Consider the following 16,142-nt stretch of genomic DNA (forward strand, 5'->3'; position numbering starts at 1 on the left):
TCTTATCATATCCACAGCTTTGACCTATGGCAAGAGAAGGATTTTCCCACACAGCCGCTCTCCAAAATATTAAAAAAATCCGTCTGCTGCATAGAGCAAAACGGATTTTTTTAAGAATCATAATTTTTTTCGACATCCTGTTTCATCATATCTTACCGAGGGTAAAAGAGATCAAGGCATTATGGGACGAGAGCACACTCATCCTCCATGCCAAATCATGGACCACTCCCAAAAAAAATCCGCCATGACAGGTTTCGTTCCCCCGGGCCTGTCATGGCGGATTTGCTTTGTTTATTGCTGTTTAAAGTGCCGTAATTAAGCAGGATCACTCAACGGATTTGATGTGCAACCGAAGAAGTAGTTGGAGATTCATTCACTGGATGTGCGTTGGCTTGAGGCTTTTTCAAATAGGCCAACCAGTAGGCTCCAGCCACAAACAGGCTACCTCCTACCAAATTCCCCAGCCAGACCGGAATGAAGTTCATAACATAATCTGCCCATGAAAAGTGGCCTGCAAAGATAGCCGCCGGAATGAGAAACATATTGGCAACAACGTGCTGAAATCCAATAGCGACAAAGGCCATGGTCGGGAACCAAATCCCCATAATTTTGCCGCCAATTGAGTCTGTGCTATAAGCCAGCCATACAGCCAGTGCTACGAGCCAGTTACATCCTATACCCGATATAAAAGACTGCAAAAAGCTTTCATGTAGCTTATGTCCTGCCATATCCACCACTTTGTCCAGGTAAGGACCCGTTTCTGTCAAACCCAGCACATGGCCAAAGAAAAAAGCAACGAATAACGCACCCGCAAAATTACTGAGCGTAATAATCGCCAAATTACGAAGCATGGCCCCTGTCTTAATCCGTCCTGCCCATCTCGCCAAAGGAACCGCCATCATATTGCCGGTCAGCAATTCTCCGCCGGCGATCAAAACTAATACCAGACCTACAGGGAACACCGCAGCTCCAATAAAGGTGGCAATGCTTCCCCATTCTTTAGGCGCACTTGCAATAACACGTATATCCAGCAAAAACCCGAGTGCAATAAATGCACCTGCCAAAAATCCCAGTACCACCGCCACAGTCCACGGGTTGTTCGCCTTGGCCACTCCTGTTTCCACCGTCTTTTCGGCAATTTGCCCCGGTTTATAGCTCGCCATATGTCCCCGCTCCTTTAATATCTTTTCACTAAAATGTTCTTCTTTCATATTTTATTTAAAATCAGTGATTATGTTTGTGAAAAAAATCACTTTATCAAGCATTAAAAAAACAGCCCTTGGAAAAAGGACTGTCTTTTCTGTATTATTACATCTACTGCGCTACTACGCGCTTTGCATTTAGTTGTATTCTTCCTTTTCAACTGCTCTCAAGAACCAAATAACTCCACCGAGGCCTACCAGCGCTACGACTACAAGAAAAAGGATATAAAACAAATCCATAAGCTACTTACCCCCTAATCCTTATGCTACTCTATATTGTACTATAAGGATTCGTCCATACGTCTCAGATTGTTGACAAACTTATGAACAATGTCACAGACAAACCGAATTATACAGTAACTGGGTTCCGTTCGGATATTGTAGGCAATGCTTGTAAACCTGCTGCGTTCAGGAAATTCCAAGGCTTGTTATAATGTGGCTGGAAGAAGAAATCGACAAAGGCCAACTGGTCAATGGTCATATGATTTTGAATGGCTACGGATAGCGTGTTAATGGATTGCGTCAAATCCACCTTCGACATAATTTGTGCCCCCAAAATTCTCCGTGTCTCCTGCTCATATACCACTTTCAGTAATACCTTTTCGGAGGTTGGCATAAATTCAGGCCGGTAGCTGTCCTCAATGGTTACAGCTTCTACAGTCATGCCTTCGTCCGTTGCCGCCGCTTCCGTCATGCCTGTTCCTGCAATATTGTCTTCGTAAATTTTGATACCCGAAGTTCCTTGGGTTCCCATGTAGGCAATGGTTGGTTGTACCAGATTACGTGCTACCAGCGTACCCATACGAACTGCGTTGGTTGCCAAAGGGATATAAGCCGTTTTGCCTGTCGGATTATAGCGGATTGCACAACTGTCACCTGCTGCAAACACGTCCGGGCAGCTACTTTGCATATAGTTATCCACAATGATCGCACCGTTAGGCAACATATCTACCTGACCTTTGAGCAGATCCGTTTGAGGTCGGAAACCGATACAGAGAATAACAAGCTCTGTTTCATATTCTCCTTTAGAGGTCACGACTTTACTTACCTTACCGTTCGTACCCTCAAAACGACTCACCGTCTCGCCAAGTACCAGCTTAATGCCGTGCTCCTTCAGGGAACTTTCAATCCGGTCTGTATACTCATGGTCCAAATACTTATTCAATATACGATCAGCACTGTCGATCAATGTTACATTTTTACCGTTCATTTGGAACGCTTCTACCAGTTCAACACCAATGTATCCTGCTCCGACGACTGTAATGTTCTGTACGTGCTGGGCTTTCTCAATGATATCATTCGAATGATTATAGTTTTTACAGAGCAAAATATGATCAAGTTCAATGCCTTCCAGCTTCGGAATAATGGGCCATGATCCTGTAGTCACAATTAATTTATCAAATGTGTCTGTAAATTCTTCACCTGTTTGGAGATTACGTGCATGCAGCGTCTTGCCTGCCGTATCCACACTCGTTACCTCATGAAGCATCTTGGTCTCTACACCCAAGTCAGCCAGTTGATCTGGAGACGAATAAAACAGTCCGTGCGGATCTTTGACGACACCACCTACGTACAGAGCAATACCACAAGATAAGAATGAAATATTATCATTACGCTCATAAACGGTAATTTCGGCATCTGGATAACATTTAGCTGTGTTGACGATAGCTGCCGTGCCTGCGTGTGTACATCCGATAACTGCTACTTTCATGTTAAATTCCTCCTTGGTGTGTGGGCATAAAATGTATAATAATTGTGAATAGTTTCACGTAAACAGCTCGTTAGCGTTTGTGATTTATTTCACTTCATGTGCTTATTATAGTGTGATATTTTTCACATTACAATAGCTTTTTAAGATATTCACAATTTGTCCACATTTAAAAAAGAAAGGATATACGAGTTCAGTCGTTTGCTGAAATGTTTCTTTGCTCCATCCAGTTTTCCCTGTAAGCCTCCTGATTATGCCCTTGGAATCGACCTTCACATAACGCAACACACCTTAGACAAATGCATATGTAGAGAACAAAAAAGGTCCGTTTCCCGGAGACATTCCGGAAATCAGACCCTTTTTAAACATATACGTTGGAATTAAAGCGAAGCTACTATAGCAATTGCTCAATAGCTGCTTTCATCGCTTCTGGTGACTCCTTCGGTTCAAAACGACCCACAGGTACACCTTCACGATTCACAATGAATTTCGTGAAATTCCACTGAATTGTCCCATCTTCCTGTTCTCCAGGTTGTTGCTTTTTTAAATATTCAAACAGAGGCGCTGTATCCGGTCCGTTGACGTCCACTTTGGCGAATATCGGGAAACTAACCCCATAATTCAATTGGCAAAATTCAGCCGCTTCCTCGCTGCTGCCCGGCTCCTGACCGCCAAATTGGTTGCAAGGAAATCCTAATACAACTAATCCCCGATCCTTATATTCGTCATAAAGCTTTTGCAAATCCCCATATTGCGGGGTAAGTCCACATTTACTGGCGGTATTCGCAATAACCAGCACCTTACCGGTGTAAGTATCCAGAGAAACCTCCTGATTCGCTGGTGTTACGGCATTATGTGAATAGACAGACATACAGCATCCTCCTTCGTGTCGCTTGGTTTAGGTTACATAACCTATTTTAACCAAAACGTGACGGACATGCCAACATCCACAGTGACTTTACCGTGATGCCATCACTTCGAGTCTGCGTTCTTCGCGTTCGGAAGCGGACATTTTTGGGCAAGCATAACAATACCGCTGGCCTCCACCTGTCTTGTAATATTGGCAACAGGACGGTTTCATGTAGGTATTTTCACCGGGGCGGTAAGGATTGTCTAATTCAATGAGACGAACCGTAAACGGATTTCTTTTACGCCCGAATACCTCTCCCTCCAGCTCACGTGTCACATACATATAATCTTGTTCAAAGCGCTCCACATCCTGAGGATCAGTCAACGATGGCTGTACTCTATCCTTAAAATACAGCAATGTCAACGGAAACTGTCCCCACATTTGCCCAATAGATGCGCTCCCCACTGCAGCTATTGCCTCCAATATGGGCCGCATCTGCAAACTGTAAAAGTCACGTAACGCTTGCTGAGCCTGTCCGGAAGAATGGTCATCCCCATTGTTCCGCGTATTGTCCAGCTCTGTTAGGTCGATGACCTGGAGGCTAATAGAGGGATATTGACCTTCATAACAAATATGAAATCTGAGATTGGAAACGGACAGGTCCAGACGGCGTTCACACAGAGACACCATAAAATGCTGCGCAAACACGAGGCCACGCAACTGGTTCACAAAATAAACAGCTGCGGTCAAATCGTCTTCAGCACGCAGAAGATCGCTATAGTACTCCATTACAGAGCGGAGCTTCTCTGGTTCAAGCCATTCCGCCACTGGGCCGGAATATACTGCATCCTCCGGCGTGACTCTCACTATTTTCGCTAATTGCTCAAGCTGATTGTAATCCAGTGGTCTCATGGTATGTCCCCTTTAACCTCTTGCCGCTACTTGTGGTCTGGCATCACGTCGCTCGGCAACAGAACCCACGGGTTGCTTCTCTTCCACATTCATTTCCTTTACTGCTTGGCTTACCGCTGGCTGTCCAGCCAAAGCATATGGAAGACAGAGCGGTACACCCGTACGAGGATCTGTTACAATATCCGCCTCAATCCCGAACACCTCGCGCAGCACATCAGGAGACATAACCTCAGTTGGAGTTCCTACCGCCTCGGCCTTCCCTTTTTTGATCGCAATCATATGCTGAGCATACCGGGCCGCATGGTTCAAATCATGTACGACCATAACAATGGTGCGCTCCGCCGAAGTATTCAGATACTCTAGCAAATGCAGCACTTCCAGTTGATGCGCCATATCTAAAAATGTCGTCGGCTCATCCAGAAACAAAATATCCGTATCCTGCGCAAGCGCCATAGCAATCCAAGCACGCTGACGCTGACCGCCAGAAAGCTGATCAATCGGACGATCGTGGAACTCACTCATTCCCGTTACTTGAATGGCCCACTCTACCATTTTGCGATCTTCCGCTTTCATGGAACCAAAGCCTTTTTGATAGGGAAAACGTCCGTAAGATACCAGTTCCGTCACGGTTAATCCTTCCGGTGCAGTCGGATTTTGTGGCAAAATAGCCAGCTGTTTAGCTACTTCCCGGGTGGATTGCTTATGAATGGATTTACCGTCAAGCAGAACACTGCCGCCCTTAGGATTCATGATGCGAGCCATCGTCTTCAGAATGGTGGACTTGCCAGAACCATTTGCGCCCACCAAGGCTGTGATTTTCCCTTGCGGTATTTCTACGTTCAGATCTTCTACAATCAATCGATCTTCATAAGCAATATCCAGATTTGCCGTTTTCAGACGAAACATTTGGAATCATCCCTTTCCCTTATCCAATATATATAGTCACGGGCTTAACGCACGACTTTCATCAAAACTTCATTCTATCTTTATATAATAAAGATATTGATAATCATTATCAAGTGTTAACTGGTTTATTTCCTATATCATACAGTGCATATCATCCAATATTCCCTCAAAAAATTCAAAAAAAGATCACAGCTCCTCGAAGCTGTGATCTTTTAAATCCGGCGAATCGCATTATGACTATACAGAAGACAGTCCAAATGCTTCAGCCATGAGACGTATAGATTTCATTTTGGCATCAAAGTCGTGAATAATGCTCGCAACCATGATCTCCTGTGCATTATAGTCCTTACTTAATTGCTCAATCTGACGCTTCACCTGTTCGGGCGAACCGACCACCATACGTTTGCGATTCTCACGAATACGCATCCGGTCAAACGGCGTATACGGATACGCCAGTGCCTTTTCGACGGAAGGTGTTCCAGCGGAGCGCATTCCCTGCTCTAATAGTACAAGAGACAAGTCCATACTGGAAGCCAACCGATTCGCCTCCTCTTCGGTGTCCGCACAGATCGCAAATACGGCAACAAGCGAACGCGGTTGGTCACTATGCTGGGAAGGCTGGAAGCTTTCCTGGTATTCCTTCATAGCCCCTGTGCCACCTTCACCGTTAATGAACTGCGCAAACGCAAAGCCCACGCCACGCTCGGCTGCCAGATCTGCGCTATCACCGCTGGAGCCGAGCAACCACATTTCCGGTACAGTTTCTATGAGCGGCATCGCCTGTAGCGAACCGAAACGGTGATCATTGCCTGTGCTGTCATGTAAATAAGCTAACAGGTCATCCAACTGCTCAGGGTATAGATCTACGCCACCTCGCATTTTGCCTTCTTGCAGAGCTCTGGTAGCAATGGGCATTCCTCCAGGCGCTCGTCCCAGACCCAGATCAATGCGTCCCGGATACAACCCCTCCAGCACACGAAAGTTTTCCGCTACTTTATAAGCGCTGTAATGAGGCAGCATCACACCACCCGACCCCACTCGAATGGTTGAAGTCCGGGCGGCCAGATGTGAAATCAGTACCTCCGGACTGGACCCTGCAAGATTTGCGGCAGAATGATGCTCTGATACCCAAAAGCGATGATAACCCAAGCGTTCCGCCTCTATAGCAAGCTCAGCGGTCTTTTGTAATGCCTGCGCATGCGTCATGCCTTCCGATACCGGAGATTGGTCAAGAATGCTGAGTTTTATCATAAAAGTCTGACCTTTCTATTTTGGAATAAGGATAGGCATTAATTATAGCACGCGTAGCCACAGTTACCCAAGGGGGACCCATATCAATTTTATAGTGAAAAAGTTTATTTTTCGTAAAGACTTGCATTCTCTTTATCCGCCTCATAGAGATGCGAACGCTTTTTAAAGAAACTATACAGATGTGTAACGATTACTTTCAAGACAGCATATCCCGGAACCGCCAGTACAATTCCCACCACACCAAACAAATTGCCTGCGGTCAGAATAACGAAGATAATCGTGATCGGATGTACTCGAAGAGATTTGCCCATAATTTGTGGAGAAATAAATTTACCCTCAATGAGCTGTACGACTGTCCATACGATAACCATCTTGAGCAGCATAATCGGTGAGGTGACCAAGGCTACAATTAACGCAGGTGTAATGGCAATAACGGGACCTAAGTAGGGGACAACGCTCGTAAAGGATGCAATGACTGCAAGCGTCAGAGAGTAGTCTAATCCAATGATTAGATAACCAATATACAACAGCGCCCCAATACAGAAGCTGACAATAATCTGCCCACGAATATAGGAACTGACCTGATGGTTCATTTCAGTCATAATGCGATCTGTTTCTTTACGAAACATAGGCGGGAGCATTTTCAGGATAAACTGTGGCAGCTTGTGTCCATCTTTTAGCAAGTAGAACAGAATAAATGGAACCGTGGCAATCGCAAGTACCGTTTCTGTAACCACGCCCAAGAAGCTGCCCACGCCCGTCCATGCATTATTAATAAAGCTAGATAACTTTTCAGAAGCTTTGGAGGCCAGCTCAGATGGATTAATTTGAATGGTGTTCTGGAACTGGTTTACAAAATCGCTGCCGATCAGTTTCTCGAATTGTCGTTGTACTTGCTCGCTATAGGCAGGGAAATTCTGGATAAGCCCCTGTATTTGATCGCGGATTACAGGTACCACCGATGTAACCACAATCGCAATAACCCCTATAATGAGCAAAAACAGTACAATAATGGAGTATATTCGTTTCACCTTATTACGCTCCAGTACATCAACCAACGGATTGAACAGATAGTACAAGACGCCGGATAAAATGACAGGGAGAATTATCGTTTTCAGCAGCACCATGACAGGTGTGAATATGTATGAAATTTTGGTAAGCACCAAGATATTCAAGCCGATCAGCAGCAGTACCAGCAGGAATAACACAAACTTGTTGTTCAGAAAAAACTTCTTGAATCGGTCTTTCCATGCCGGAGTTATTTCCACACCACATTCCCCTTCTCTTTACACAATTGAGTATACGTTCTTCATAGATACGATATATTTTTGGAACAAAATATACAAGGTTATACCCAAATAAACACAAAAGCAAACAAAGTTGTACGTCATCGTACGAACTTCGCTTGCTTTCGAGGGTTATGGAGTATCATTTATCGTGGTTGCAGCATCCACCGTCGTGGTCACAGGTTTGTTCTCCTGTTCAAAAAGATTCTGTATGAAGCGCTTGAGCTTTCTTTCGTCCACACCCAACACCTGCGCACCCTTAATGGTTTCCCCGCGTACCAATTCATTTGGTGGGATTTGCTGCTTCGCTACTGTTGTTGCATCGATATTAAAGCCCAATGAAGCCAATTGCAGCATTTCCGTAGTACTGAGATTCGTCTCAATATAAGGAGAAATGCTATTTAAAATACTTGGCAGTTTGATTAGAGATGAGGTTGACTGAATTTTACCGCCAAGCTCGGTAATGAATTTGCGTTGCCGCTCCGTACGCGTAAAATCGGAAGTCGCATCATGACGGAAGCGTACATATTGCAAGGCTGTTTTACCGTCCATGTGCTGCATTCCCTTTTTCAAATCAATATCAAACTGGTGTTTATCTGCCTTGGAGGTATAGTGCATATCTTTTTCGACATCCAGGTCAATACCACCCACAGAATCAACCAACGCAATAAAGCCATTAAAATCAGTATATACATAATATTGAATCGGTATCCCCAACAGGTCGCTCACGGTCTGTCTGGTCAAATCCGGTCCACCGTAGGAAAAAGCAGCATTCAATCGACTTTGCCCATGACCTGGGATATTGACGTACGTATCACGAAGAATCGACATAAGTGTAGCCTTTTTCGTAACCGGATCAATAGAAGCAACCATAACGGAGTCAGAACGCCCTGAATCCTCTCCACGGGAGTCGCCGCCTAGCAGCAGAATATTCACTCTTTCTGACCCATCCCATTCTGGTGGGAGCGATACCTCTACTGGTTGTACATTGGTTTGAGTTTGTGCCTGCGGTTTGAATTTCGAATCCTGTCCGGAAGCAACCGAAATTTGGTTCGTAAAATGATATATAGAATACGTATAATATCCGCCCACTAAAAGAACAGCCGCAGTCACAGAAATGCCTAACCATTTTAAAAATTTTCGCATATTTTCGGGTAACCTCGCTTTTATTCATCATCGTTCGGCTTTTAAAAGCATACCCTCCCTGCAAGTTATCTGTCAATTCGCGTCGTCTGTTCTAGTGGTCGTCTGGATACCATGGATTCAAATGGACAAGCACCTCATAAACCCGCGGTTCCTGCTTCATGACAGCCCCCTTAATCAGTCGGATAATATCGTGTCCCTGCTGAATCGTCAAAGAGGCATCCACTGAAGCGCGGATATCCACGATAATATAATGTCCGTGCTCACGGGCACGGATACGGTCAATACGTTGAACCTCGGCTACACTCAGTGCGGCTGCGGCGTAGCTTTCAATTTCCTCCGTGGCAATCGCTTTTTCCATAAGCACATCTATGGATTCACGGCCCATTTCCCACGCCAATTTCAGAACTAGCAATGCCACTACGAATCCCGCAATAGGGTCGCCGTAGGATAAGATTGAAATGCTCCAGTGCTCCCCAATCAGCCCCAAACCGATACCCAGTACAGCAGCCCCAGAGGCGTACACATCAGCGAGATGATCTTTTGCCGTTGCAATAAGACCCTGACTATTGGCCGCTCTCCCGATACGAATCGTGTAGATATACAACCACTGTTTCCAGAGCAAGGAAATAATGGCGACCACCAATGCCAGTATATGCTCCTGTGGCATCGGTTCGAACAGTGCTGCAATCGAATGATAGCCGATAAATATGCCCGCTCCAAACAATATGACCGCCACCACGCTTGCACCGATCACTTCTGCTTTGCCGTGACCATAAGGATGATCCTCATCCGGCGGCTGGCTGGATATGCGCATCGCCCCCAGTGCCGTTGCAGAGGCAATCACGTCCCCGGCATTATGCACACCATCGGCCACCAGCACCTTGCTGTTGAACATAAGTCCTGTAATAATTTTAATGCCGGTTAATAGGATGTTGCTAATCAGGCTGATCCATGCTGAGACCATGGCGCGCTTGCCCATATCCTGTTCCTGCATGATGTATAACCCCTCCAAATTTATCTTTTGAAAAATGTATCCTGAACGCTGATCATTTATTTCAAGGTAGCTCCGCTGATCATGTCATCTTATGGTGCTGCTCCTTCAAGCGTTATGGGTGAAGATTACAATAGCCCCGGAAGATGAGCCTCCCCGGGGCTATTATGATAACCATAGTGGAGTATTCTATGAGAATACTCCTGTTTTATCTATCTGGACCGTCCGCGACGGCCGCCTTGTCCTTGACCACCACGCGGGCCGCCTTTGGCTTGTCCACCACGCTCGCTGCTTTGTCCTGCCGAGCGACCTTGGCCTCCGCGTGCAGAACCGCCGCTGCTGCGGTCATATCCACCACGCTCGCTGCTTTGCCCTACCGAGCGGCCTTGGCCTCCGCGTGCGGAACCGCCGCTACTGCGGTCATATCCGCCACGCTCGCTGCTTTGCCCTGCCGAGCGGCCTTGGCCTCCGCGTGCGGAACCGCCGCCGCTGCTGCGGTCATATCCGCCACGCTCGCTGCTTTGTCCTGCCGAGCGGCCTTGGCCTCCGCGTGCAGAACCACTGCTGCTGCGGTCATATCCGCCACGCTCGCTGCTGCCGCGGCTAGAACGACGTTCGCCGCCTGTGGCATCACGACGGCCCGCCTGTTCGCGGCCGCTGCCCCGGCGTCCGCCGCCGGAGTCGTTGCCGCCGTAGGAACGGCGGTCGTTTCTGCCCGAACGGCGTTCTCGATCCTGTCGATCAGCCGTATCGGAAGCAGGTCTACGCTGTCCGCCGCCCTCACTGCTGGTGAATGTGACGCCAGCAACTTTCTGGATGTTCCGAAGCTCTGGAACATCTCTTGGCGTAGCGAGCGTCACTGCCACGCCTTTGCCTCCGGCACGGCCGGTACGCCCGATGCGGTGGATGTAGCTTTCGGCATCCTGCGGCATGTCATAGTTAAAGACATGCGTGACGCCTTCTACATCCAGGCCGCGCGCAGCTACATCAGTCGCTACGAGCAATTGGAGTTTCGCTTCCCGGAACGCCTTCATCACTTGCTCCCGCTTGTTCTGGGACAAATCTCCGTGAAGCTCACCGCTCTCAAAGCCCATCTCTTGCAGCTCTTCGTTCAGTTTGGCAGCCCGGCGCTTCGTACGGCAGAAAATAACAGCCAAGTACGGACGATCCGTATTCAGCATATCCACCAATGCCTGTTGCTTACCACGGTCTGTTGTTTGCACAACGACCTGACGGATTTGGCTCACCGGAACGGAAGAAGCGGATTTCACTTTGACATCCACGGGTTCGTTCATATATACACGAGCCAGCTTGCGAATACCAGCTGGCATCGTAGCGGAAAACAACATCGTCTGTCTCCGGTAAGGAACCTCCTGAAGAATCGTCTCCACATCGTTCAAAAAGCCCATGTGTAACATTTGGTCGGCTTCGTCCAGGACCAGCATTTTAATGCCACCCAGATCCAGCGTGCCACGTCTCAGGTGATCCAGCAGTCGCCCAGGTGTACCAATAATCAGTTGTGCGCCGCCTTTCAGTTTACGAAGCTGACGCTCTACGTCCTGTCCTCCATAAACAGCCAGTAAAGACAAACTTGGCTCCGTCGCAGCCAATCTGTTGGCTTCCTCTGTAATTTGGAGCGCCAATTCACGCGTAGGTGCAATCACGAGCGCCTGCGGGTGTCGCTTATCCAAATTCAGCTTTTGTAGAATCGGCAGTAAAAACGCAAGCGTCTTCCCTGTTCCCGTATGTGCCTCGGCGATAACATCCTGACCTTCCATCAACAGTGGAATCGACTCCTGCTGTACAGGAGTTGGGGATGAAATTCCCTGTTCTTTCAAGGCTTCTACCCAATGCTGCTCTACGCCTAATGCTGCAAAATTCTTCAAGTGGTATTCACTTCCTTTTTCTGTATTCAATATGTGTCACGTAAAATAGGTTCATGTGCCATATGACATCTATCGTTCCATAGTTCAGAATTCCCATTTTTGTATCGGTTCTCATTCTCCCCTTTTCAGGAAGGGAGCTTATCCGTTATCGTTGAATCTGTTCATGTAACCAACATACGACCGCAATGCGGCTCAGGCCCGTTCCATCTATGACTTTCCTAGTATACGCGAAGTTGAACTGGTTTCCAAACGATTTTAATGAACAGTACCACAGTCAATGTAAAAGGTGAATTCGATCTTCATGTCATATATTATGGTATATGAATTGGTAATTCATGAATAAAGGATGGATGCTTGTGGTTAACAACCTGCATTATAATTTCATAATGACCGGTTCCTTGTCGGAGAAGCACACTTTGTTTGCCGAAGAGTGCTTTACTAACCTGTTCGATTGTTTTGAAACGCTCCTGAATATATCAGGAATCCGCAATACCCGTGTGTCAGTCTATCAATCCGGGGCTAAAAAGGCCAAACACGGTAAGATTCGCTGGGACAAGCAGGAGTTGCTTCGTATTGTTACCGATGATGAATTGATTCCGTTGATGCTAGCTATCGAGGCTCCCAGTATCAAATCATCCTATAACAAAGGGACAACGCCGGAAGTGTACATTCTTTTGTCCAATGACCCCATGTGCCAATCTTCTAATCATTGCGGCATGCTCGTTTCAATCCGTCAGGACGTTTATGAAAGTATCGACCAAGCAATCGTCGAAGACGTTATGATGAAGCTGAGCCAGTGGTTAAAGGCAAACAAGCTGCTACACAGCTCGCGTAACTTTTATGCTGGCAGTAAAGCACGCGCTATTATGGATATTCTTCCATTTATGCTCGAACAGGATACCCCGGATATGAAGTATGTTTTTCAAACGTGGACTCCGTTCCCTTTACCACACACTTAAACAATCCGTCATACCATTAACCCCAGGAGGCTGCAATTTATGCAAATTCAAGTTCAAAAGGTTGAAAAAAAAGAGAACGAATATCTCATTCATTATCAAGCCGGGGGAGCGTTGCCGTTCGTTCCGCATGATATTGTTCTGATCCATGGCAAACAGTATTTTATAGGCACGATTTTGAAAGTAGAGCCGGAACAAGCCCTTGTACGTATCAATCCAGAATATGAAGACCAACTGGCAGGATCCATCGGACTGGAACTGGCTTTCTCTCCAACCGTTTCTATTCAAGGAGCAGACAGCATTGTCGAGAAGCTCGGCTATTTCCCTCCCTTTCATTATGACCGAATTACAGCTGCTAATATGACGAAAGACCAGATTACGCTGACGATTGAGCTATCCTACGCTAGCGTGCTTGTCCCTAAATCACCGGATCTGGAGCCTTCGGCTGAGGCACCTGTAATCCCTGAAGCTCCAGTAAAAGACGTCCCACGCTATGCAGTGACTTTTACATTTCTGGAAACCAAAGAGCATGTATTAACTCCTGTAGAAACAGAAAACATCATCTTGCAGCTTGATTTCCGCTATGAAGAAGCAGACATGGTCGTTGATATCGATGCCTTGTCGGGACTGTCAGGTAGCTTTCTGTGCAGAGGTATCCGCGCAGAGATTAAGGAGCTGAATGAATAAACAGGAGGCTCGCGAGCTGTTACGTTGTCATTCTTTTATTCACGATGATCTGGAGCATCCCAAAATGCAAAACGGATTTCTAGGGATGCTCCGCCCCTTTCAGGGAGAACTGATCGAGGACAACTTCCATGAACTGATGACCATCATTGAAGTTCTCGCAGATGAGTTGGAGAAACCATCCGTAGAACGGGAGCTGATTGCCGCTCTGTGGGGGATTTGCCAATATACACGGGCATGGGCATTGTATCCTGATAGTATGCTGCAGCGAAACAACCTACTGACCGTAGAGCAGATCAACACCCTCGACGATTGGATTGATACGATCTCCTATGCGGTTATGGTGCTGCTGGAGGGTGGCGGACGGGAAGAAGCTTTATCGAACTACAGACATGAGAGTTGATCCGCAGTGATACATATATCTTAGTCAAGGAGGCCGCTTCTGCACTGCTTCGCGCACATAAAAGCATGCCTTTCGCACAACATGCTCTGAAGCAATTATCGCAGCATGAGAATTCGGTGCATCTGCCAAACGGGAGCTGTCCACATAATCGACAACCAAAGGAGAATCACTCTACTTATGCGTGTAAGAATATTTATATTCATATTGATTATCGGGATTATATGTGTGCCTGCCTATTTTATTATGAGTAGCTTTGGATTATTTCAAAATGAAAAGGTGCTTGTACATTACAAGCTTGCCATTGAGGTAAAGGATAAAAAGTATGATGCCTGGCCTTTAATCAGCAGCTATACCGCTATAGATAAAAAAGGGGACAATCGTCAGCTCTACTATCAGGCGGAGGGCTCAGGCATAGAGTATCTGTTTCAACTGGCGTATGGACAATATGAACTCCGACCCTCCAAGGAAAATCCTTTTCTGGACGGGGGAGTCCACTACACCATGGACCATCCTGAGTATGTGCGTGAGGAAAAGCAGTATGAGAATGCTAACGACTACACGGAATTAACCCATTATTACAATCAGCAGGAACAGATTATTTATACCTATAATCCCAAAGCCAAGCTCGATAAAACATACGTCCGTTCCATCATCACCGCTGGGATGACTCGCACGACCGGTAGATCAAGCCGTGCGGTAAAGGATGACTATATCAATATCAGTAAGCTGTTTAAGGACAAGCTGGGAGTGAATGTGAAGGTAGATGTGGATGAGGACAACAAAATCGTCACCCTATCCATGACATGATCTCACAAACGATGCACCGCTGCGTCTTCTCATTTCCAAAAAGAGGTCTATGGTTTACTAGGATCAAGGAGGCTGGTTGTTGATGTCATTCGCAATTGAATCAGGGCTTTCGCCTGCCCAGATCGCGGCATTGGAGGAACAGATACAGCATATATTGCCCGCTGGCTATACACGTTTTCTTTCACAATATAACGGTTTTTATGTAGCCGCCCCTTTTTATTGCAATGTGCCCTTCGATCGCGTGGATAACGGAGACATTGATTTGACTTGTTTTTTCGGATATGAGGTATCCAACAAAAATCATGACCTTCTAGCGATTAATGATGAATTTCTGGATGAAATCAATCATGTCCAGAACGCTTTGTTGATTGGTGCAGATGCGGGCGACAATTTTTACGTTCTAATATGTAATGAATACACCCCGTATGTGTACTACTGGGACCGCACACATCTTCATGCTTATGATGACAAACTGAACTATGATATTGCAGAGCAGGACGAATGTGGACATTTGTATCTGGTGGCAACAGACTTTACAACGTTTTTTAATCAGGTAATTGAACGACTCAACGAGCAGAAAGGGAGGCCTACTGATGACAGAAATACATAACCCTAATTGGGGACCGGCTTATTTAGAAGGTTGGGTTGTACCCGAAAACCCAGAGGCATGGGTCGAGCAGGAGTGGACAGGTACGCTTCGTTCACAGGCAGGACATACGAAATTCCACATTTTTTATTATGGAGAACTTATGGACGAGCTGATCACTGGAACTGAATTTGCCCCCCAACTCATTATTGCAGAAGAGGCAGTCACAGGTGAACAGATCGTGATTTTTGACGGAACCCGCCATGGTTACGATGCTCTGCTATGCGAAGTTTATACCAAGGAACAGCAGAACAATCGTACTCCCCTGCTGCCCTATCTGGACGAAGATGGTGAAGATACTTTCGAGGTAAGCTTGACCGCTTTTTATAATGTTGATTGGGATGACGAGTTTGCAGACGATGTGGATGAGAATGGACAGTTAGAGCTGATCAACGGCGAACGATGCGATTTTGAAGATGCGAAGCGGAACGGCTATGATGCGATCAGCATTACGATTACCAACGCTAAAGGTCTAAAAACAGAGATCATTCAGGAAGAGCTGGCCTGA

General features: G+C 46.4%; 16 protein-coding genes. 6 read left to right on the forward strand and 10 right to left on the reverse strand.

What is annotated here, in order from left to right:
* Positions 1 to 329: 329 nt before the first annotated feature.
* The 10 genes from ACM1ND_RS24905 to ACM1ND_RS24950 form a co-directional block, all read right to left on the reverse strand.
* Positions 330 to 1,163 carry a formate/nitrite transporter family protein gene (locus ACM1ND_RS24905; protein WP_023990747.1) on the reverse strand — a complete coding sequence of 278 codons (834 nt, stop codon included), beginning with the start codon at positions 1,161 to 1,163 and terminating at the stop codon, positions 330 to 332.
* A 388-nt stretch (positions 1,164 to 1,551) separates the two neighbouring features.
* Positions 1,552 to 2,913, reverse strand: a complete 1,362-nt coding sequence (locus ACM1ND_RS24910) for an FAD-dependent oxidoreductase (RefSeq protein ID WP_013312369.1) — start codon at positions 2,911 to 2,913, stop codon at positions 1,552 to 1,554.
* A 391-nt stretch (positions 2,914 to 3,304) separates the two neighbouring features.
* On the reverse strand, positions 3,305 to 3,781 hold the full coding sequence (locus tag ACM1ND_RS24915) for a glutathione peroxidase (protein WP_023990749.1): 477 nt from the start codon (positions 3,779 to 3,781) through the stop codon (positions 3,305 to 3,307).
* 87 nt (positions 3,782 to 3,868) lie between these two features.
* The gene (locus tag ACM1ND_RS24920; protein WP_028540725.1) at positions 3,869 to 4,672 is read right to left on the reverse strand and encodes a hypothetical protein; all 804 of its coding nucleotides are present in this window, start codon (positions 4,670 to 4,672) and stop codon (positions 3,869 to 3,871) included.
* A 12-nt stretch (positions 4,673 to 4,684) separates the two neighbouring features.
* Complete coding sequence (locus tag ACM1ND_RS24925) at positions 4,685 to 5,578, reverse strand: ABC transporter ATP-binding protein (RefSeq protein ID WP_023990751.1); 894 nt, start codon at positions 5,576 to 5,578, stop codon at positions 4,685 to 4,687.
* A 237-nt stretch (positions 5,579 to 5,815) separates the two neighbouring features.
* Positions 5,816 to 6,829 (reverse strand): LLM class flavin-dependent oxidoreductase, encoded by a 1,014-nt coding sequence (locus tag ACM1ND_RS24930; protein ID WP_418026757.1) that lies wholly within the window; start codon positions 6,827 to 6,829, stop codon positions 5,816 to 5,818.
* 104 nt (positions 6,830 to 6,933) lie between these two features.
* Positions 6,934 to 8,097, reverse strand: coding sequence for an AI-2E family transporter (locus ACM1ND_RS24935; protein WP_023990752.1), 1,164 nt, complete (start codon positions 8,095 to 8,097; stop codon positions 6,934 to 6,936).
* Between the two features lie 150 nt (positions 8,098 to 8,247).
* Positions 8,248 to 9,261 carry an LCP family protein gene (locus ACM1ND_RS24940; protein WP_418026759.1) on the reverse strand — a complete coding sequence of 338 codons (1,014 nt, stop codon included), beginning with the start codon at positions 9,259 to 9,261 and terminating at the stop codon, positions 8,248 to 8,250.
* A gap of 91 nt (positions 9,262 to 9,352) precedes the next feature.
* Positions 9,353 to 10,255, reverse strand: coding sequence for a cation diffusion facilitator family transporter (locus tag ACM1ND_RS24945; RefSeq protein WP_418026761.1), 903 nt, complete (start codon positions 10,253 to 10,255; stop codon positions 9,353 to 9,355).
* Positions 10,256 to 10,464: 209 nt separating this feature from the next.
* Positions 10,465 to 12,138 carry a DEAD/DEAH box helicase gene (locus tag ACM1ND_RS24950; RefSeq protein WP_418026763.1) on the reverse strand — a complete coding sequence of 558 codons (1,674 nt, stop codon included), beginning with the start codon at positions 12,136 to 12,138 and terminating at the stop codon, positions 10,465 to 10,467.
* Positions 12,139 to 12,488: 350 nt separating this feature from the next.
* Here ACM1ND_RS24950 and ACM1ND_RS24955 point away from each other — a divergent pair, with 350 nt between their 5' ends.
* The 6 genes from ACM1ND_RS24955 to ACM1ND_RS24980 all read left to right on the forward strand — a co-directional run bounded on the left by ACM1ND_RS24955 (position 12,489) and on the right by ACM1ND_RS24980 (position 16,142).
* Positions 12,489 to 13,097 carry a hypothetical protein gene (locus tag ACM1ND_RS24955; RefSeq protein ID WP_254348603.1) on the forward strand — a complete coding sequence of 203 codons (609 nt, stop codon included), beginning with the start codon at positions 12,489 to 12,491 and terminating at the stop codon, positions 13,095 to 13,097.
* A 39-nt stretch (positions 13,098 to 13,136) separates the two neighbouring features.
* On the forward strand, positions 13,137 to 13,781 hold the full coding sequence (locus tag ACM1ND_RS24960; RefSeq protein WP_023990756.1) for an immunity 50 family protein: 645 nt from the start codon (positions 13,137 to 13,139) through the stop codon (positions 13,779 to 13,781).
* Positions 13,774 to 14,181 (forward strand): hypothetical protein, encoded by a 408-nt coding sequence (locus ACM1ND_RS24965; RefSeq protein WP_053326289.1) that lies wholly within the window; start codon positions 13,774 to 13,776, stop codon positions 14,179 to 14,181. Before ACM1ND_RS24960 ends, ACM1ND_RS24965 begins: the two co-directional genes overlap by 8 nt.
* Positions 14,182 to 14,358: 177 nt before the next feature.
* A complete protein-coding gene (locus ACM1ND_RS24970) occupies positions 14,359 to 14,988 on the forward strand; it encodes a hypothetical protein (protein ID WP_023990758.1) in 630 nt (209 codons plus the stop codon).
* A gap of 82 nt (positions 14,989 to 15,070) precedes the next feature.
* Positions 15,071 to 15,598 carry an SMI1/KNR4 family protein gene (locus tag ACM1ND_RS24975; RefSeq protein ID WP_049828352.1) on the forward strand — a complete coding sequence of 176 codons (528 nt, stop codon included), beginning with the start codon at positions 15,071 to 15,073 and terminating at the stop codon, positions 15,596 to 15,598.
* Positions 15,582 to 16,142, forward strand: a complete 561-nt coding sequence (locus tag ACM1ND_RS24980; protein WP_023990760.1) for a hypothetical protein — start codon at positions 15,582 to 15,584, stop codon at positions 16,140 to 16,142. Before ACM1ND_RS24975 ends, ACM1ND_RS24980 begins: the two co-directional genes overlap by 17 nt.

Source organism: Paenibacillus sp. JJ1722 (genome assembly GCF_048282685.1).
Taxonomy (GTDB): Bacteria; Bacillota; Bacilli; order Paenibacillales; family Paenibacillaceae; genus Paenibacillus; species Paenibacillus polymyxa_B.